The organism is Martinezella tropici (genome assembly GCF_008370325.1).
GTDB lineage: Bacteria > Pseudomonadota > Alphaproteobacteria > Rhizobiales > Rhizobiaceae > Rhizobium > Rhizobium tropici_B.
Genome location: NZ_VNIP01000008.1, coordinates 74208 through 93040, shown reverse-complemented (window position 1 = coordinate 93040; position 18833 = coordinate 74208). Strand labels below are relative to the sequence as shown.

Here is an 18833-nt window from a genome sequence, read left to right as displayed (position 1 = left end):
AGCCGCACGTCGATGCGGCTCGAACCAAACAGCTCTACAGCAGCTTTTCCAAGGTGATCGGCAGGTCGCGAATACGCTTGCCGGTCGCGTGGAATACGGCGTTGGCGATCGCCGGCGCCACGCCGACGATGCCGACTTCGCCGACACCCTTGCCGCCGAGCGCCGAGGCATTGAAATCCGGCACGCCGACGGAGATCACCTGGATATCCGGAATGTCGGAATTCGTCGGCACGAGGTAGTCGCCGACATTGTTGTTGACGGTTCGCCCGTTGCGGGGATCGACCAACCCCTCTTCGAGAAGCGCCTGGCCGATGCCCATGATGATGCCGCCGCGCCACTGGCTTTCGACCAGCCTGGGATTATAGAGGCGGCCGCAATCGAAGGCGGAAACCATGCGGGAGACACGCACCGTGCCGAAATCCTCGTCGATCCGCACTTCGGCGAAATGGGCGCACCAGCTGTGCATCGAATAATCGCCCATGGTCGGCCCCTGGACCCTGGCCATAGTGGTCCAGGCCTGGAGCTGCTCCTGTGCGTTCGCACCATCAGGCAGGGTATTGCGCCGGACTTCGATCTCCCCGCGCTTGAGCGCGGACATCAGCTCGGCCAGAGTCAGCGACGGCGTTTCGCCACGGGGTGCCGCTATGCGACCCCCGGCGAAGTTCAGCGTATTCGCACCCGTCTCGCGGAACGGCGAGTTCGCATCGCTGAGCGCAAGGCCGATGAGTTCGTCGCGTGCTGCGACCGCAGCCTTGTGGACGGCCCCCATGATCGATCCGGCCAGCATCGAACCGCCGGCGATCGCCGAGCCCGGCAGGCGAGAATCACCGAGATGGACATCGACCTGATCGACCGGAACGCCGAAGACTTCTGCGGCACTCTGGGCAAGGATCGTATAGGTCCCCTGCCCCATGTCGATGGCACCGCTGATGACCTCGATCCGGCCGTTTGCGAGAATGCGGATCATCGCCTCGCTCGGCGCGCGGATGACCGGGAACGTGCCGCAGCCGATGCCCCAGCCGATCAGCGTCTTGCCGTCGCGCATCGAGCGCGGCGCGTGGCTGCGCCGCGACCAGCCGAAGGCTTCCGCACCTTCGGTCAGCGCCTCGCGCAGCCGGCGTGTCGACCACGGTTTGCCGGACTGATAGTCGTGATCGGCATAGTTCTTCAGCCTGAGCTCGAGCGGGTCCATGCCGAGCTTGTAGGCCAGTTCCTCGACGGCGCATTCGATGCCATAGGCGCTCGGATTCTTGCCGGGACCACGCAGGGCACCGGGCGTCACGCTGTTGACCGGCACGACGCGATGCTGCGAGGAGAAGTTCTCGACCCTGTAGAGGATCGACGTTGCCGCTCCCGTCTGTTCCGGCCAATCCGCATCGAGCGAGGTTTCGCTGGCGCCGCGATGGACGATCGCCTGCAGGATGCCATCCTCCGTCGCGCCAAGCGCGATCTTCTGTCGGGTTGCAGCACGCCCGCCATAGCTGGTGAAATTCTGCGGCCGGGTGACTGCGAGCTTGACCGGCCGGCCGAGCTTTCTGGCCGCCGCGATCGCAACCGCGCCATAGGCGAGCGGCTGTCCTTTTGAACCGAAGCCGCCACCGATGAAAGGCGAGATGATCCGGACATTCTCATAGGGCATGTCGAACCATTCGGAATACATGCGCGCCATGCCATGCGACCACTGGCTCGGCTCCCAGATGGTCAGCTGGTCACCGTCCCATTTCGCGGTCAGCCCGTGCGGCTCCATCGCCACGTGATATTCGCGCGGAGTGGAATATTCCGCTTCGATCCGCACCGGAGAAGCGGCAAGTGCAGCCTCGGCATTACCCCAGGCAACCGAAAGCGGCTCCATGAGCTTGCCTTCGCCCGCATTCGGATCGTTGAGATCGGCGACGTGCTTACTCTCTTCATAGGTGATACGCACCAGCCTGGCGGCCTCCGTCGCCAATTCCCGGCTTTCGGCAATGACGGCGGCAATCGACTGGCCGTTAAACTGCACCTCGCGCGGCAGCGGATAATACGGGCCGTCGGCGGGCTTGTTGCCGCCCCAGTCACCGGCAAGCTTGAGACCGAGATCGTCCTCTGGTGTCAGCACCAGCAGCACGCCCGGGATCGCAAGTGCTGCCGAAGCATCGACCTTGATAACGCGGCCAGCCGGAATCGTGCTCTGGATGAGGACGGCATAAGCGAGGTTTTCGACCGGATATTCCAGGGCATAGGTCGCCGTGCCCGTCACCTTCATCTTACCTTCGAAGCGCGACTGACGACCCCCAACCGTACCGTCGGAAGCATCGCCATGTTTGCGGGGTTCCATCATGGTCATGCAAGACCTCCCATCTTCAGAATGGCGCGGGCGATGACGCGCGGCGCGAGTTCGATCTTGTAATGGTTGCCGCCATGCGCGACGGCACCCTCCATCGCGAGACGGCTGGCCTTCTCCACGAGTTCAGCATCAAGAGCTTTGCCGACGAGCGCTTGCTCGACGGCCCGTGCCCGCCAGGGCCTGGTGGCGACGCCGCCGATTGCCACGCGAATATCGCGCACGGTCCTGCCATCAGCTTTAAGCTCCAGGCCAACGGCGGCGCTTGCCGCGGCGAATTCATAGGACTGCCGGTCGCGGACCTTGATGTAGGTGGAATTCCTGGCAGCGGCGGAAGCGGGGATAGTGATGGCGGTAATGATCTCGCCGCGTTGCAGGACGGTTTCCTTGTCCGGCGCGTCGCCAGGAACGAGGAAGAAATCGTCGACGGTGACCTTGCGGCTATCCGTCTCCACCACGGCGTCGAATGCGACCAGAGCGACCGCCAAATCACCGGGATAGGAGGCGATGCATGACGCGCTCGTCCCAAGCACGGCGTGATTGCGCGTGATGCCGCCGATCGCCGCGCAGCCGGAACCGGGATTGCGCTTGTTGCAAGCGGAAAAGGTACCCGGATCGCGGAAGTAGGGACAGCGCGTCCGTTGCAGGAGATTACCGCCGATCGTCGCCATGTTGCGAAGCTGGGCGGACGCAGCCAATGCCAGCGATTCCGAAACAGCCGGGAATGCCGCGCGGATATCTTCGTGGTCGGCGACCTCGCTCATTCTGGCAAGCGCGCCGATCCTGGCACTGGCCGTATCGACCGCTATGCCGCTCATGCCGGAAAGATGGGTGATGTCGATTACCAAGTCCGGCTCGCTCACCCCGCATTTGGCGAGATCGAGCAGCGTCGTGCCGCCGGCGAGGATCATCGCACCGGCCTGCTGCGCCGCCTGACCGGCTTCGGCTGCAGATGTGGCGCGCAGATAGGAAAAATCTCGCATCATGCCACCTCCGCTGCCTGGCGCACCGCCGCAACGATGCTGTTATAGGCTCCGCACCGACAGAGATTGCCGGACATATATTCGCGGATTTCTGCATCCGAGCCGGCATGTCCCTCTTGAATGCAGGCGACCGCCGACATGATCTGGCCGGGCGTGCAATAGCCGCATTGGAAGGCGTCGTGTTCGATGAAGGCGGCCTGCACCGGATGCAGATCGCCGGTGTCTGCGGCCAGGCCCTCGATCGTCGTAATCTCGCGGCCCTCGACCTGCGCAGCCAGCGTCAGACAGGAGAGCACGCGCTTGCCGTCGACATGACAGGTACAGGCGCCGCACTGGCCTTGATCACAGCCCTTCTTAGTGCCTGTGAGCGAGAGATGTTCACGCAGTGCATCGAGCAGGGTGACGCGCGGCTCGAGATCGAGCTCACGGCGCTGTCCATTGATGTCAAGCGCGATATGGATCGTTCGTGTCATGATAAGCTCCTGCCATCGTCACGAAAATGAGACCTACGAAAACTAGTAGCGTCTGTTCGTCGGTCTATCGGTTGCTCTATGATTTTTCAGGAAGACGAATCGCCAGCATGTCCTCACAATAGCCGGCTCATCGGAATTAGACGTAGGACGCCACCAATAAACGGAGGCGCCTCCGTTTAAATTAATGCCTGGCTTGTTTTCGTCAAGCCCCGACAGACGCGCAAATCTTGAACCGATTGGAAGATGAAGAAAGAGGCGGCACCGACAGAGCCCTTGCGATTTGTCCTCTATCCTCCGCCACTGCGTGCCGGTGGGATCAGGTGATCGATCAATGCCCATTCCCGGTAGGTCAAATCACTTGAAAAATGAAGCGCATTTCAGTTATGCTCAAATCGAGCAATAGTAGCCCAGATCGTCGAACCCCATTTTGAGGCAGCACCAGAAAGAATCACAACCCGCTGTTATCGCTCAACTATTTTTAAATCCGACTCTCAGGGACAGGCTCGGCCGCTTGTGAATTCACTTAAGGAGGATTTTTCATGATCCATGAAATGCGCATCTATACTTGCTTGCCCGGCAAGCTGCCAGCGCTCCAGGAGCGTTTCGAAACGGCGACACTGGCGATCTGGAACCGGCTCGACATCCGCCCCCTCGGTTTCTGGACGACGATGATCGGGCCGTCCAGCAACGACCTCATCTATTTACTTGAATGGCAATCGCTAGAGGAGCGCCAGCGGAAATGGGCGGAATTCGTGGCTGATCCGGCCTGGAAGGAGGCTCTGGCAAGGAGCGAGACGTCAGGCCCGATCATTGCCAATATCACCAGTTCGATCCTGCAGCCGACTGGATTCTTTCGCCCCTTTATCTCCCTCGAGGCCGATGGCTGAAGACGGATAGAAGATTGATGGGCCTGGCGTAAAAGCCGGGACATGCCCGGCTTTCAAAATCTTTTCGAAAGCGTGCCTGCCGCGTTCAAGTCAGCCGTTCTGGTCGCCGCTATTGTATGCGGCCGGCTCCTGTTCTTTTTCCTTCAGCACGTCCGTCAGCTTGTTGACTCCTTCAAAACCGGCGACAGCGGCGGCGGCCTTCGTCAGGAAACCGGCATTCGGGTCAACAGCCTCAACGGCCTCGTCGGCAGCCACGGCACCTGCAACTTCTTCAATCAGCTTTCCGATACCCATTTCAAGCTCCTGAGCGTTGTGAGTCAGCCGCAAAGTCGCGGCGATCAAGCGTTGCGAACGCCTCGCAGCGGATGTTTGGAAGGTCACCGCAAGCGACCTTTTCCTCCCTGGGGCGAGGCATGGATTTCCCCGGCCCCTGCCATTAGGCAACCAAACTGAAAGCGGCCTTAGCCCAAGATGAAGCGAACGTCCAATCTCTACCATGCCTGCCCGCCAGGGCTTGACGACCGCTGCCGTCAAGCCGTCACATCAGCCTAATAGGTCTATGTTAAGCCCTCCAGAATTTCAAAAAAATGCCAATCCATTAAACCTGGGAAATTTCATGTCATGACATTCTCTCGCCGCGTTACCGCTCTTGCCGCATCATTTCTTCCCTTCCTTTTTGCACCGGCCTATGCCGATTCCGACGTGCTGTGGAAGATCGTGCATGACAAATGCCTGGTGCAGACTGCACCTTGCATTTCGGTGAATACGGTCGAGCATTATGCGATGCTGAAGGATCTGCGGGGCGTTGCGCAATTTCTCCTGATTCCGACCGACAAGATCACCGGCATGGAAAGCCCGGCGCTTCTCGATCCGGCGACGCCTAATTTCTTCGCCGATGCCTGGGCCGAGCAAGGCGATGTTGATTCTCGCCTGCCGCGCCCCGTCCCGCGCGACGGCATGAGTCTCGCTGTCAACGCGCTACAAGCCCGCTCGCAAAACCAGCTGCATATTCATGTCGATTGTTTGAGCGCCGATGCACGGGCTGCCCTGAAAGCGGACGCCGACAAGATCGGAATGGACTGGGCAGCTCTTCCGGATGCGGTCGCCGGTCACAAATTCGCGGCGATCCGCGTCAAGGGCGAGACATTGGGTGATTTCAATCCGTTCCTGGCTCTCGCCAAAACATTGAAGGACCCGGCAAAGGAAATGGGCGATCACAATCTCGTGGTGACCGGCGCCAATTTCGCCGATGGACCCGGCTTTATCGTGTTGACGGACGTGGCCTTGCCCGGCATGGGCGGGGAAGACGTGCAGGATCACAGCTGCGCGATCATGCATTAAAAACAAAGAGATGCCGCAGACTTGGACTTGCCGTTCGGATACTGCTCCCTTGTCGATCGGAGGGCGGACGGCTGATTTATGAACCCAGCCTCTAACAGCTATCACGATTCACACCCTAATCTTTTAGGAGAAATGAATTCAATGTTATAGTCCCGGGTTGTGAGCCTGAGTCACGCGTCATCCGCTTGTTGAGCGTTCAGATCATCGCACGGCGCCTGGCATGGAAGGCTCACGATCGAAAGCCTCAGGAGGCGCTTCATGAATCTTCAGATCAATAGCCAGTCATATCAGGTCAACTCCGACGGAGACACGCCGCTCCTTTGGATCATCCGTGACGAGCTGGGCATGACCGGCACGAAATATGGCTGTGGGCTGGCGCAATGCGGCGCCTGTTCGGTTCTTGTCGATGGAGAGGTGGTGCGCTCATGCGTGACGCCGCTCGATAACGTCGTCGGTCGCCAGATCACGACGATCGAGGCGATCGAAACGGATCCCGTCGGCAAGCGGGTGGTCGCTGCCTGGGTCAAGCATCAGGTTCCGCAATGCGGCTACTGTCAATCGGGACAGGTCGTCGCGGCAACCGCGCTCCTCAAGCAAACACCCAATCCCTCAGATGACGAGATTGCCGCGGCGATGATCAACCTCTGTCGATGCGGAACCTACAACGCAATTGAAGCGGCGGTCAAAGACCTCTCCTCGAAAGAAGGAGAAACGCTATGACCGAGACCAGCCGCAATCTCGTTCCGGAAGATGAATTCCCGACCGGATCTCCGGTCAACATCTCACGCCGGCATTTTCTCCTGACCTCCGCTGGGGCCGCGGCGGGTGCCTTCGTGCTCGGCTTCGGCGTTCCGGTTGGTCAAGCACGGGCTCAGCAGGCGGCAAGCCCAATGCCTCCAGGCACCCGCGTTCCCGCATTTCTCGAAATCCGTCCGGATGGCACCATCCGCCTCATGAGCCCCTTCGTTGAGGGCGGCCAAGGCGTCTTTACGGCGATGGCCCAGATCGTCGGCGAGGAGCTCGATGCCGACCCGAAAAGCTTCGTCGTCGAAAATGCGCCGACGGGCAGCGATTACCTGGTCGTCTATGGCAAGATGCGCATCACCGGCGGCAGCATGTCAGTGCGCACGAGCTACGAGACCATGCGCAAGCTCGGCGCTCTGGCGCGCAACATGATCCTGCAGGCTGCCGCCAAACGTTTGAATGCGCCCATTGCCGAGCTGACGACAGAGCCGGGCCGCGTGATCCATGCCGCATCAGGACGCAGCCTCGCCTATGGCGATGTCGCCACCGAGGCGCTGGATCTGCCGGTTCCCGCCCCCGAGAGCGTGACACTTCGGGACCCGAGCAAATTCCGCTGGATCGGCAAACCGGTCGAGCGGCTGGACATGCATGACAAGTCAACCGGCAAGGCAATCTACGCAATAGACTGCAAGGTCGACGGGATGCTGCATGCCGCCGTCCAACACGCCCCGCGCCTTGGCCTGATCATCGGCAAGATCCGCAACGAAGACCAGCTCAAGGCCATGCCGGGCGTTCATTCCGTCCACAGCCTGCCCGGTGCCGTCGCCGTCGTCGCCGAACGCTGGTGGAATGCCAAGCGCGCGGCCGAGGCAGCACAGGTCGATTGGCGCGAACCTGGCGCGGATGCCAATCCTGCCTTCCGTTACATGCCCGCCGATTTTTCGACGGCAGCCTTCAACGATAGGCTCGCCAACGAGCCCGGCAACGGCAAGGAAGCAGAGAATGTCGGCGATATCGCCAAAGCGTTCGACGGTGCCAAGACCGTCGTTTCGGCCACTTACAAGAGCCAATATCTTCATCATGCGCAGCTGGAGCCGCCATCGACTTTGGCGCGGTTCAATCCGGACGGTAGTCTGGAAGTTTGGATGCCCAACCAAGCGCCCGAACAATTCCAGGCGGATATTGCCAAGCTGACCGGGCTCGATCCGTCGAAGGTGACGGTACACAGTCCCATTCTGGGCGGCTTCTTCGGACGACATTTCCTCTATCCATCCGCCAATCCCTATCCGCAGGCCATCCAGTTGGCTAAGGAGGTCGGGCGGCCGGTCAAGCTCATCTGGAGCCGCGAGGAGGAATTCCTGCGCGATCCGATGCGCCCGATGGCAGCCGTGCGCTTCCGCGGAGCGCTCGACACTAGCGGCATGCCGGTGGCACTCGAGGCCATCAGCGCCTGCGAAGGGCCGACGGAAGGCGTTTTCGGTCACAAGGAGGATTCGCTCGATCCAACGGCTCTTGAGGGCCTGACCGGAAAATCCTATGCCATCCCGAACTACCGCATCGCCCAGATCTATGTGAAAAACCCGACGATGCTTGCCTACTGGCGCTCGGTCGGCAACTCCATGAATGACTTCTTCTATGAGACATTCCTGGACGAGCTGGCCGACAAGGGCGAGCAGGATCCCTATGAGATGCGCCTCAAACTGCTGCAGAAGAACGAGCGGCTGAGCAATCTCTTGAAAGCGGTCGGCGATCTCTCCGGCGGCTGGAAGCGGGGTCCCTTCACAGCAGACGATGGTTCGCGGCGGGCGCGGGGCATCGCCATGGCCTCTCCCTTCGGCAGCCATACGGCGGCGATCGCCGAAGTCTCCATCCGCAACGGACAGGTCGTCGTACACGACGTCTGGGAAGCCATCGACCCTGGCAGCATCGTCAATCCGGCGATCATCGAGGCACAGGTCAATTCGGCAACCGCGCTCGGAATGTCGCAGGTGCTGATGGAGGAAGCCGTCTACAAGAACGGCGAGCCCGTCGCCCGCAACTACGACCTCTATCCGATCCTGCCGCCAGACCGCATGGCCCGTGTCCACGTCCGTATCGTCGAAAGCGGGGCGGAGATGGGCGGTATCGGTGAGCCGGGACTGCCAGCCATCCCGCCGGCGGTCGCCAATGCGGTTTCCACGCTGACCGGCAAGCGGATACGCAGCATGCCTCTCTCCAACTACACCTTCGAAAGCTGAGGCGCGGCAAACGCTGCGCCAGGCACAGTTCCGGCTCTCGGACCGCTCCGGTCCGAGAGCCGGCGTGGTTGCCTCCTTCAATAGCCAAATCCGAAATCCCGAAGCAAAGACATGAGGGCACATTCTTGAAGAGATTTCTTCTGGTTCTTCTTTTGATTGTCGTGCTTGTGGCCGGCGGTGTCGCGTGGTTCGTAACCCGCAAGCCGGCATCTCCCTTCGATAGCGTCGCCGCAGCGCAAACACCTTCACAGGAGCTGCTCCAACGTGGCGAATATGTCGCGCGTCTGGGGGATTGCGTTGCCTGTCATAGCACGCCGAAGAGCGCACCCTTTGCCGGCGGGCTGGAAATGGGGACGCCGCTCGGCGCCATCTTTGCCACCAACATAACGCCGGACAAGGAAACCGGCATCGGCGATTATACGCTCGCCGATTTCGACCGCGCCGTCCGCCAGGGCGTTGCACGCGACGGACATCGCCTCTATCCGGCAATGCCCTATCCCTCCTATGTGAAAATGAGCGACGACGACATCCGCGCGCTCTACTCCTATTTCATGAACAGGGTCGAGCCCGTTGAGCAGGCGAACAAGTCCTCCGATATCAAGTGGCCGATGAACATGCGTTGGCCGCTCGCGCTCTGGAACGCGGTCTTTACCGAAAGCGGGACCTATCAGCCTAAAGCCGCTGGCGATGATCAGTGGAACCGAGGCGCCTATCTCGTCCAGGGACCCGGCCATTGCGGCAGTTGTCACACGCCGCGCGCAATCACCATGGCGGAAAAAGCGCTCGATGAAAGCAGCCCGCTTTATCTTTCGGGCGCTCTTCTCGATGGATGGTATGCCCCGAGCCTGCGCGGCGACCCGAATACAGGCCTCGGCCGATGGACCGAAGAGGACATATACGCCTTTCTCAAGAGCGGCAGGAATGGCCATGCCGTCGTCTTCGGCTCGATGGCGGATGCGTTTAACAATTCTACCCAGTTCATGACCGATGACGATCTCAAAGCCATCAGCCATTATCTGAAGTCCCTGCCAGGCGACCCGGCACGCGACGGCACCCCCTGGCAGTATGACGAGGCCACGGCCAAGAACGTCGCCCTGCCCGCCCGTCAGCAAATACCCGGCGCGCAGACATTCGTCGCGAAATGCAGTTTTTGCCATGGCATCGATGGTCGCGGAAAGGAACAATGGATCCCGCCGCTTGCCGGATCCGCCGCATCGCTCGCAAAGGAAAACGCCTCTCAAATCAATGTGACCCTTAACGGCTCCAGCCGCGTCGTGGCGAACGGCATTCCGGACGCCTATCGCATGCCGCCGTTCAGGCAGCAGCTTTCGGACCAGCAGATCGCCGATGTCCTGACCTTCGTGCGTTCATCCTGGGGAAACCGCGGCGGGGCGGTCGCGCCTGTTGACGTGAACTCCTTGCGCGAGCATACCGATCCGGCAAGCAGCAGCCCCATCATATTGCAGATGCGGTAATTTCACGTAGCAAGCCGGCCGATTGCGGCCAAATGAACCCTTGCGGAGGCCCGGTCATGGGTGAAGCATTTCCCGCTACATCGATGCCCGACCGTGACTGGTGGTCGGCACTCTGGCCCGATCCGCAGGGCATGCTCCAAGCGCTCGGCATCATGCCCGGCATGACGGTTCTCGATCTGTGTTGCGGCGATGGATACTTTACGGCGCCGCTGGCGAAACTCGTCGAAGGAAAGGTCTATGCGCTCGATCTGGATGAAAGCATGATCGAGATGGCGAGAGCCGAAACCGCGCGACAAGGGGTATCCGTGCAAAAATGGATTCACGCCGACGCGCTGGACGTGGCAGGGCACCTTCCCGAAAAGGTCGACTATGTCCTTATGGCAAACACGTTCCACGGCGTTCCCGATCAGCCGGCCCTCATTCGCGCCGTTCGTTCCGTGCTCGCTCCAAAGGGATTGTTCGGCATCGTCAACTGGAAAACATTGCCGCGCGAGGAAACCATGGTGCTTGGACAGCCACGCGGGCCGAGGAGCGAGATGCGCATGCCGCCTGCAAGGCTTGCCGCTGTCGTCGAAGCCGGCGACTTCATATCGCAAGCCACGATCGAGCTGCCGCCCTATCACTATGGCTCCGTTTTCCGCGCCCTGTAGCCGGCCCTCGATCTTTATCCTTGGCAAACGGTTCCACGCGGCAATGGCTGATCCCCACCGGAGGTGGGAATCTGATGCAGCTTAGTTAAACGCGGCGGCCCGCGTCTTGCGAAGCGACAATGCGATCAATAGGCCGGCGGCCGCGGCGACAGTTCCTGCCAAAAAGACGCTATCATAACCGGCCCTGTCGGCCAGCAGGCCGGCAAGCGGCCCGGTCAACCCATAGGCGAGATCCTGGAAGGCGGAGAAACCGCCGAGGGCCGTACCACGCAGATGCGGATCCACCAGCCGGACGACCTCCCGACCCATGGCCGGAAAGATCATTGAGCATCCGAGCCCGGTCAGAAATGCACCAATCAGCGCAAGAATGGGATCGTTTGCATTCCAGATCAGGAATTGGCCGATCGCTTCGACGGCAAGCGATATGGCTGCGACAGGCAAACCACCGATACGATCCGGCAGATGACCGAAGAGCAGGCGCACCAGCACGAAGCCGCCGCCGAAGGCGGTCAGACCCAGTCCGGCATAACTCCAGCCGCGATCGTGGAAATAGAGGGTGAAAAAGGCGCCGATCGCCGCAAAGCCTATGCCCTGCAGGCACACGATGGATCCATGCAGCCATATCCGATTGATGACGCTCCAAAGCGGTGGCCGCTTCGCCGCGGGATGTGGCGCAACGCCGGGAATACGGGAGATCGCCAGCAGGCCCAGGAAGGGAAGAGCGGCACTGACCCCCATTGCACCGGCAAAGCTGAACCGATCGAGCAATACCAGTCCGAGGGGGCCGCCGACGGCAAGAGCACCGTAAATCGCAGCCCCGACCAGAGCGAGCACCCTGCCCGAACGCGCAGGACCGACGAAACCGATGCCCCAGGCGATCACGCCGACAGCCACCAGGCTTTCACCCAGGCCAAGGAGCAGGCGGCCGGCAAGAAGAAGCAGAAATGACGGTATCGGCGCACCAACGACCAAGCCGGCGACCAGCGATATCACCGCACCGGCCATATAGAATGCCAGCCCTCGGACGACTGCAACCTTGGCGCCTCGATGGTCGGAAAGGCTACCGGCGTAGCCGCGCGTCAGAATGGTCGCAAGAAAGGCGATGCCGACGCCGAGCCCGGCCCAGACATTGCCGAGCTTCAACTGCTCGGTCACGTAGATCGGCACGATCGGAAATGTCATGCCGACGCAAAGATAGGAGATAAAGAGAATGACGCTCAGCAGCAGAAGGCGACCGCGCGCCGGATCATGTGTCGATTGAAAAGCCATGATGGTCTCCAGGCTTTCCTCGATCGGCGAAGGCATAAAAAAACGCACTCCGACCATCGAGGATCGTTGAGTGCGTTGCTTGACGTCAAACGCTTACGGCCAGCGGACCGGCTGGTTTTTCCAATAGGCGCTTGTCGAAAGGGTGTCAACACAGCGTTGTACCGGAGCGCGCGGCCATGCTGCCTCGCCCCTCATGGACGCTTGAGGCTTTCGAGATAGGCGCAGAACATATCCGCCACGGCATCGCCATAGGCTTCGATCTCCTGCGCTGTTTGCGGGCTCTCTGAAAGCTGCTTTCCCATCGCGCTGAGCGTCGTGGTGATCAAGTCCGCCGCCAGGATGCGGGTCGCTTCATCGATCCCTGGCAAGGCTTCGCGCATGAACTGCTGCAGGATACTATCTCCGGATGACCTCGCCTCATGCGCCTCCGGTGCGTCGCGATAAAGCGGTGCCGCGTCGTTGAGCGCAACACGCATGGCGGCCTCCTCGCATTCGGAGCGGATGAACGCATGGACGAGGGAGCGTAATCGATCCAGCGGCGACGTCTTGGTATCTTCGAGGATGCGGCGTAGCAGGTCCGACGTCTGCCGCCATTCGTCACTCTGCAAGCGGAAGAGGATCGCCGCCTTGTTGGGGAAATATTGATACAAGGATCCAACGCTGACGCCGGCCTTTTCAGCAACGCGTGCCGTGGTGAAACGTTGGGCGCCCTCCTTTGCCAAAACCTGAGCCGCGGCACTCAGGATTGCGGAAACAAGTTCGGTCGAGCGAACCTGCTTCGGCTGCTTTCGCGAGGAAATCCGGGCTCTTGGACGATCCGTCATATCGGTACCTGCCAATGCGAATAGGAAAGCTGGCGAATTAATCGTATTTTGCGTCCCATGCAAATCGAAGAACATGGCGATGAAAGCAGCGGACCGGTAACCAGATCGATGGAGGCCGAAACCCTGGCAAAGACGTTCTCGCATGTGAGCCGGGGCCTGGTGGAAGCAGCACTTGCCGGCGCGAGCGACGCAGAGCTCGTTATTCTCCTCGGCCGCACGCTGAATGCCGTGGGTCTCGACATTTCAACGATCGAGGTCGCCTGTGATGCCGTCGATCCGGAGAGAGTCCAGCATTTCATTCGCTGGCGGCGAGACGGCGAAGGCACCGAAGACGATATCCTTGCCGGCAAGATCTTCGTTGACATGCTGGAGGAGGATGCAACGGTTCTTCGCCTTAATGCCACCAGCAGCCGCCTCGCATCCATTCCGCAGGGCGGAGCAACGGACGCCCTAGCCTTTGCCAATCATCTTGCCCCGGATGTCACGCTCGGTTTCTTCGACGACGTGATGAGCCTGTTCATCACCGAACGCCCCGGCGGATTTTCAACGCCGGAGGTAGAGCTGCTGCACCTCGTGACGCCGGTCTTCGCACTTGCTCTCGGAGCCCGATTGAATGCTGCTGCCGCCCGTGTCCTGCTGCAGACCTATCTCGGGCGCAATGCCGCAACCGCCTTGCTCGACGGCCGCGTGGGTCTTGGCGAAGTCGAGCAAATTCGGGCGATCGTGATTTATTGCGACCTGTTCCAGTTCACCTCGCTGACCGAGCGGCTGGATCCCCGGTCTCTCATCGATCATCTCAATCTGTTCTTCGAGACGATCACCCGGCCTATGTCCCGTGCCGGCGGTCAGGTGTCCGGCCATATCGGCGACGCCGTCGTGATGTTCTTCCCCATTCCGGACGCCGGGAGTGAACGGCCGCTCTGTGCCACGGCGGTGGAAGCCGCGCTGGAAGGGCTGCGGGCACTGGAGCTCGTCAATGCCATGCCGTCGAGAAAGACGGCGCCGCCATTGCGGGCGCGGATCGGCATCGATATCGGCGAAGTCGTTCACGGCAACATCGGTTCGGCGGGCAGATTTTCGTTTGCGATCATCGGTACGCCGGTAAACCGCTCGGCCCGATTGCAGGCGCTGGCCAAGGAGCTGGACGCAGTCATGCTGATGACAGCTGATATCGCCGAGGCGGCCGGCGTCCAATGCAGGTCTTTCGGCAGCCACGGCTTGAGGGGCTTCGACCATCCGGTCGATATCGTCGGCTTCGATGCCTCCGGCACCTCCTGAAATGCGAATGGCCGCGCCGAAAAGATTGCGCTCACGTAATCAGCGTTGCCTATTTTGCGATGGATTTTCAATCGGATACACACATCTCACCCGCGACATCCGTGAACGCGATTAGAAAATGCGATGAATTATTCGTATTTTTGTCGCCAACAGAGACTTCAGCCCTGAACGGAGAGAACCATGACTACACTGATGAATGCCCCGCTCGCTCCATTGCTCGATCGCCTGTTCGAGGAAGCGGATGCGGCGTCGCCGGCGACAACGCCATCGGTTGCCGCTTACTGGAGCGGCCTTTCCAGCGAGGAACGCGCGCGTCTGGTGCGCAGCAAAACCGACTATCTCGATTTCTATGCCCGGTTGAAGGACATACCGCTCGCCATCTCGCGGGAGGCAGGCAGCTTGCTCTACATGCTGGCGCGAAGCACCGGTGCCCGGACCATCGTCGAATTTGGAACCTCCTTCGGCATCTCCACCCTCCATCTTGCCGCCGCGCTGCGGGACAATGGCGGCGGGCGCCTGATCACTACCGAATTCGAGCCCTCCAAGGTGGCGCGGGCGCGGGAAAATCTAGCAGCCGCCGGCCTCATCGATCTCGTGGAAATCCGGGAAGGCGATGCCCTGCAGACGTTGAGCTCCCGCCTGCCCGATACCATCGACCTGCTGCTCCTCGACGGCGCCAAGGCGCTCTATCCCGACATTCTGAAGCTGGTGGAGAGCCATCTCAGGTCGGGAGCCCTCGTGCTTGCCGACAATGCCGACTTCTGCCCCGATTATCTGACCTGGGTGCGCTCGCCGGCAAGCGGATATATGTCCGTAGCTTTCGCCGAGGATATCGAACTGTCCATGCGGCTCGGATGATGCCGTTCACAGTGCAAGCGCGCGCCTGGCGCGCTTGCACCACCCGTCCTGCATTCACTGCCGGACGCGGGTGACGGCTTCCACATGGTGGATTGTCTTTGCATCGCGGCCGTCATGCCGCCGTATGAACGACCCTGAACTGCGAACGCCTGCAGAAAACCAGCATTTCCCGCTCGAAACTTTCCACCGCAAGCACGACCCATGGCTCGAAGTGGCCGTTATGAGCGCGCGCCCTTCTTCGGCTATCCATGTCGAGCATTCCACGCAATGCCCAATCTACCAACACCATCCCATCACTCTTACCCTGCCGGGACCCCTGAACCATCCGACGATCGACCTCAGTCGCATTCGGCGGCATGGCCAACAGTAAATAAGTAAACCCTGATCGATGGAAAGGTGAACAAACGTTGTATTAAGGTTTGAAACATGCGTTCGGTCAGTATCGTCCCATTCCGGCGACACTAACGCGCGCCCGCCTTTGCCGAACGGCGAAAGAGAACGGCAAATAACAGCTTACCGGAACATGAAGCGCGTCACGAAGCGATCGATCGCTCGCGAATTCGCTTCCACCCAGCGCCAGATCAGCGCCATGCTCAACATGGTCAGAAGCCAGCCGAGCATCACATCCGACAGGAAATGAGCACCGAAAATGACGCGGTTGAACGCCACGAACAGCAGGCATGGCGTCAGAAGCAGCGCGGCAATCAATCTGCCTCCGGCTGGCACGAAAACCAGCAGCGAGAGCCCGGCGGCAGCAGCAGCAGCCTCGCCGGAAGGGAAAGAACAATTGCGTGAACAGGCGGCCGAGAACTGCCATACCGGGGTGAAGTCCGCAGTGCCGCCGAACTCGATGAGATCGCGGGGACGCACGCGTCCGATTGCGACTTTCAACGTCTGCACGATCAGGAGCGGCCCGGCGGCGAAACTCAAAAGCACGAACAAGGGCTTGTGCGGAGGGCAGAACCGAAGCCGCCTCGGCAGGAAGACATGGAGAAGGACAATCACCGCCATGGTGCCCAGAAGGTAAGGCTGGCTTTGGCGGCTAATGTCCCGTACCGCCTTCAGGAATGGGTTTTCCACAAGCCAGAACACTTGCCCATGAGCGAACAGGCGCGCAACGGCCAGATCGAGTTTGGGAAAGACCACGAAGACAAAACTGGTCCAGACGATCATCATGCCGATGACCGCAAGCTCTCCATCCGTGGTCGCGCCGGTCTCCGATCTACTCAAGCGCCCGGACGCGGAGTTCCAAGAATGCAATGCAAATTTCCACATGCCGTATCTCCCGAGGCGGAACGGCGGCAATCTGAATCGCGATTGTCAAGAATTGGCGAAGATTGCATCAAGGCTGCGTCCAGAATCGATCGTCGGGCCGCCGGAAGACTGTTTGGAAATTGCGGAAGCGGGTTTTGTCCGCGATAGTGCGAGTCAGGCGGCAGAGCCGCAAAGGAAAACGAAAGAAAATAGGGCACTAGGGTGGACAACAGTCTCGTTCTCATCGTGGAGGATGAACCAGCTATTGCACAGATATTGGAAGGCTATCTGACACGCGACGGCTTTCGCACGGTCCGTGCCAGCGACGGCGAAACCGCACTTCAGCATCATGCGCTTCTAAAGCCCGACATCGTGCTCCTGGATGTGCGCCTGCCGAAATTGGACGGTTTCGGGGTACTTGGTCGCTTGCGCCAGGCCGGTTCGACACCCGTCATCATGGTGACAGCCGTTGCGGACGACATAGACCGCCTGAGCGGACTGCGTCTCGGAGCCGACGATTATGTCGTCAAACCCTTCAACCCGCAGGAAGTCGTTGCCCGCGTCAGGGCGATTCTGCGACGAACGCAAGGTGACCGGGCGGAAACCATTCGGCGTTTCGGCTCCATCGAGGTCGATTTCGGCAGCTATTCCGTCTTCGTCATCAAGGATGGGCGCCGCATTCCATTGCTCCTGACGCTCAGCGAATTCCGGATTCTCGCCTACATGATCCGCCATCCCACGCAGGCTTTCGCGCGCGCCGACATTCTCGATGCCTGTCTGCCCGAAAGCGAGGCCTTGGTCCGCACCGTCGACACGCACGTTTCCAACCTTCGGCGCAAGCTGGAGGACATGGGACAGAACGGCTTTTTCCCTGCCGTGCGCGGCGTCGGCTATCGTTTTTCGGATCCCAGATGAAGATACCAAAATTTCCTTGCCTGCCGCTGGCCACGCTTACGGCCATCGTCACCGCCGTCATGTTGCTCCTCAGCGTCGGCCTGACATATCTGGAGGTCAACTGGTACGCCTCTTATCTGGAACAGGGCATCACCGACGCCCTGCCGCCAAGGGCCGCAGCGGCCTACAAAATGCTGAGCGAGAACAAGGTTCCGGACGGGGATTCCCTCAGGCTCCTGTTTGAGCACCTCAATTCGCTGACGGAACCGACGGATTTCAAGGTGCAGCTCTCCGTGCTGATAGGCGGCCTGTTTTCTGCCCTGCTCTGCGCCCTCATCGGCGTCTACCTGGCGCGGCGCCTTGCACGCCCGCTTGAGGAGCTCACCTCGGCCGCGGGAGGCCTGAAGTCGGGCGATTTCTCGGTTCGCGTTGCCGCCTCCCATCGCGGCACCCGCGAGGTTGCGATCCTTGTCGAAACCTTCAATGCGCTCGCAACAAGCCTGGAGACGATGGAAGAGAAGCTGCGCTTCAACAATATGGCGATCGCGCATGAACTGCGAACCCCACTGACGATCCTGCAAGGATCGCTGCAGGGCATGATCGACGGCATTTTCCCGATGGACCGCAAGATCATTTCCGACCTTCTCCTTCAGGTCGAAGGTCTCGGCCGGATTGTCGAGGACCTGCGCACCCTGTCTCTGGCCATCGGCCAGAAGCTGGTGGTCGAGCGCCGGCGCATCGATGCATCGCAATTGGCCGAGACGGTCATTGCCTCGGCAAAGCCGATGCTGGACGCAAGCAAGCTACAGATTGAAACGCATCTGCAGCCCGCCTGGACCTCGGCTGATTCTCCTCGCCTGCGACAGGCGCTTCTGGCGCTTCTCGAAAATGCCTGCCGCTATGCCGCCGACGGCGGTTGGCTGCGATGCGAAACCGAGCGTTTGCCGGATGAAAGCATCGTCATCCGCGTGCTCGATCGCGGCCCGGGATTTCCGCAGGACATGGACGCCGTCGCCGTCAACCCATTCTGGCGGGGCGATTCCTCGCGTTCACGGGCAACTGGCGGCACAGGGCTGGGGCTATCCGTCGTGCAGGCAATAGCAGTCGCCCACGGAGGACATCTGGAATTTGCAAACCGGCCGGAGGGTGGCGCCATGGTCGCAATCCATCTGCCTGAAGGCGTCGAGCAGGAAAGAGCGCGGGAGTCTTCGCAATAAAGCAATTCCGGGAAAGCGCGGTTTTCCATCCGGATTGCGTGAAAGCCCAGAAATAGAATGGTTGAACCCGACTGCGCGACTGCCTCCGATGATCAATGGAAGAGCTCGCCGATACTGTAAAACCACGTT

At 60.5% G+C, this 18833-nt stretch carries 18 protein-coding genes; 10 read left to right on the top strand and 8 right to left on the bottom strand.

Going from position 1 to position 18833, the window contains the following annotated elements; translation table 11 throughout:
- Positions 1-34: 34 nt before the first annotated feature.
- Genes FP026_RS13555 through FP026_RS13545 form a run of 3 tightly spaced genes read right to left on the bottom strand, consistent with a single transcriptional unit; the run spans position 35 to position 3776 of the window.
- A complete protein-coding gene (locus FP026_RS13555; RefSeq protein ID WP_149635150.1) occupies positions 35-2323 on the bottom strand; it encodes a xanthine dehydrogenase family protein molybdopterin-binding subunit in 2289 nt (762 codons plus the stop codon).
- Positions 2320-3303 carry an FAD binding domain-containing protein gene (locus FP026_RS13550; RefSeq protein WP_149635747.1) on the bottom strand — a complete coding sequence of 328 codons (984 nt, stop codon included), beginning with the start codon at positions 3301-3303 and terminating at the stop codon, positions 2320-2322. The genes FP026_RS13555 and FP026_RS13550 overlap by 4 nt, the downstream gene beginning before the upstream one ends.
- Complete coding sequence (locus FP026_RS13545) at positions 3303-3776, bottom strand: (2Fe-2S)-binding protein (RefSeq protein WP_149635149.1); 474 nt, start codon at positions 3774-3776, stop codon at positions 3303-3305. The genes FP026_RS13550 and FP026_RS13545 overlap by 1 nt, the downstream gene beginning before the upstream one ends.
- A 539-nt stretch (positions 3777-4315) precedes the next feature.
- Here FP026_RS13545 and FP026_RS13540 point away from each other — a divergent pair.
- Positions 4316-4663 carry an NIPSNAP family protein gene (locus FP026_RS13540; protein WP_149635148.1) on the top strand — a complete coding sequence of 116 codons (348 nt, stop codon included), beginning with the start codon at positions 4316-4318 and terminating at the stop codon, positions 4661-4663.
- A 90-nt stretch (positions 4664-4753) separates the two neighbouring features.
- On the opposite strand, the gene FP026_RS13535 is transcribed toward FP026_RS13540, so the two are convergent.
- On the bottom strand, positions 4754-5005 hold the full coding sequence (locus FP026_RS13535) for a hypothetical protein (protein ID WP_210247973.1): 252 nt from the start codon (positions 5003-5005) through the stop codon (positions 4754-4756).
- 279 nt (positions 5006-5284) lie between these two features.
- Here FP026_RS13535 and FP026_RS13530 point away from each other — a divergent pair, with 279 nt between their 5' ends.
- The 5 genes from FP026_RS13530 (at position 5285) to FP026_RS13510 (ending at position 11110) form a co-directional block, all read left to right on the top strand.
- On the top strand, positions 5285-6004 hold the full coding sequence (locus tag FP026_RS13530) for a CDP-diacylglycerol diphosphatase (RefSeq protein ID WP_149635147.1): 720 nt from the start codon (positions 5285-5287) through the stop codon (positions 6002-6004).
- A gap of 258 nt (positions 6005-6262) precedes the next feature.
- Complete coding sequence (locus FP026_RS13525) at positions 6263-6724, top strand: (2Fe-2S)-binding protein (RefSeq protein WP_149635146.1); 462 nt, start codon at positions 6263-6265, stop codon at positions 6722-6724.
- Entirely contained in the window at positions 6721-8985 is a 2265-nt protein-coding gene (locus FP026_RS13520) for a xanthine dehydrogenase family protein molybdopterin-binding subunit (RefSeq protein ID WP_149635145.1), read from the top strand. The genes FP026_RS13525 and FP026_RS13520 overlap by 4 nt, the downstream gene beginning before the upstream one ends.
- Positions 8986-9110: 125 nt before the next feature.
- Positions 9111-10460 (top strand): c-type cytochrome, encoded by a 1350-nt coding sequence (locus FP026_RS13515; protein WP_149635144.1) that lies wholly within the window; start codon positions 9111-9113, stop codon positions 10458-10460.
- Between the two features lie 56 nt (positions 10461-10516).
- Positions 10517-11110 (top strand): class I SAM-dependent methyltransferase, encoded by a 594-nt coding sequence (locus FP026_RS13510; RefSeq protein WP_149635143.1) that lies wholly within the window; start codon positions 10517-10519, stop codon positions 11108-11110.
- Positions 11111-11191: 81 nt separating this feature from the next.
- Here the strand turns inward: FP026_RS13510 and FP026_RS13505 are convergent, their stop codons facing one another.
- The gene (locus FP026_RS13505) at positions 11192-12379 is read right to left on the bottom strand and encodes an arabinose transporter (protein WP_149635142.1); all 1188 of its coding nucleotides are present in this window, start codon (positions 12377-12379) and stop codon (positions 11192-11194) included.
- Positions 12380-12570: 191 nt separating this feature from the next.
- Entirely contained in the window at positions 12571-13203 is a 633-nt protein-coding gene (locus tag FP026_RS13500) for a TetR family transcriptional regulator (RefSeq protein ID WP_149635141.1), read from the bottom strand.
- A 108-nt stretch (positions 13204-13311) separates the two neighbouring features.
- Between FP026_RS13500 and FP026_RS13495 the strand changes: the two genes are divergently transcribed.
- Both FP026_RS13495 and FP026_RS13490 read left to right on the top strand, forming a co-directional pair.
- Complete coding sequence (locus FP026_RS13495; RefSeq protein WP_188112574.1) at positions 13312-14481, top strand: adenylate/guanylate cyclase domain-containing protein; 1170 nt, start codon at positions 13312-13314, stop codon at positions 14479-14481.
- A gap of 180 nt (positions 14482-14661) precedes the next feature.
- Entirely contained in the window at positions 14662-15339 is a 678-nt protein-coding gene (locus FP026_RS13490; RefSeq protein ID WP_149635139.1) for an O-methyltransferase, read from the top strand.
- Positions 15340-15451: 112 nt separating this feature from the next.
- Here FP026_RS13490 and FP026_RS30220 read toward each other — a convergent pair whose 3' ends face one another.
- Both FP026_RS30220 and FP026_RS13485 read right to left on the bottom strand, forming a co-directional pair.
- Positions 15452-15589 carry a hypothetical protein gene (locus FP026_RS30220; RefSeq protein ID WP_188112573.1) on the bottom strand — a complete coding sequence of 46 codons (138 nt, stop codon included), beginning with the start codon at positions 15587-15589 and terminating at the stop codon, positions 15452-15454.
- A 263-nt stretch (positions 15590-15852) separates the two neighbouring features.
- Entirely contained in the window at positions 15853-16614 is a 762-nt protein-coding gene (locus FP026_RS13485; RefSeq protein WP_149635138.1) for a phosphatase PAP2 family protein, read from the bottom strand.
- 201 nt (positions 16615-16815) lie between these two features.
- Here FP026_RS13485 and FP026_RS13480 point away from each other — a divergent pair, with 201 nt between their 5' ends.
- Positions 16816-17508, top strand: a complete 693-nt coding sequence (locus FP026_RS13480; RefSeq protein WP_149635137.1) for a response regulator — start codon at positions 16816-16818, stop codon at positions 17506-17508.
- Positions 17505-18704, top strand: coding sequence for an ATP-binding protein (locus tag FP026_RS13475; RefSeq protein ID WP_149635136.1), 1200 nt, complete (start codon positions 17505-17507; stop codon positions 18702-18704). The genes FP026_RS13480 and FP026_RS13475 overlap by 4 nt, the downstream gene beginning before the upstream one ends.
- Positions 18705-18833 lie beyond the last annotated feature (129 nt).